The organism is Xylophilus sp. ASV27, from assembly GCF_016428875.1.
Classification (GTDB): domain Bacteria; phylum Pseudomonadota; class Gammaproteobacteria; order Burkholderiales; family Burkholderiaceae_C; genus Xylophilus.
On sequence record NZ_JAELTO010000370.1, the window covers coordinates 1 to 302 of the forward strand.

The window sequence follows — 302 nt, forward strand, 5'->3', positions numbered from 1 at the left end:
GCCGAACAGGAAGCCGACGCCGGCCTCCCCCGCCGCCGCGGCGCCGGCGGCAAAGGCCGGCAGGTGCTCGCGCGGTGCGCGGGTGGGCGGGCCGAAGTCGCGCGGGACCATGGCCGTGGCGCAGAGGCTGTCTCTTATACACATCTCCGAGCCCACGAGACCGTACAGGAAATCTCGGATGCCGTCTTCTGCTTGAAAAGGGGGGGGGGGGGGGGGGGGGGGGGGGGGGGGGGGGGGGGGGGGGGGGGGGGGGGGGGGGGGGGGGGGGGGGGGGGGGGGGGGGGGGGGGGGGGGGGGGGGGG

Annotated in this window: 1 pseudogene; it reads right to left on the reverse strand. The window is 80.1% G+C overall.

Features of this window, described 5'->3' with window-relative positions:
• Positions 1-126: pseudogene (locus JHD63_RS24435) on the reverse strand (RNA methyltransferase); the annotation flags it as partial.
• Positions 127-302 lie beyond the last annotated feature (176 nt).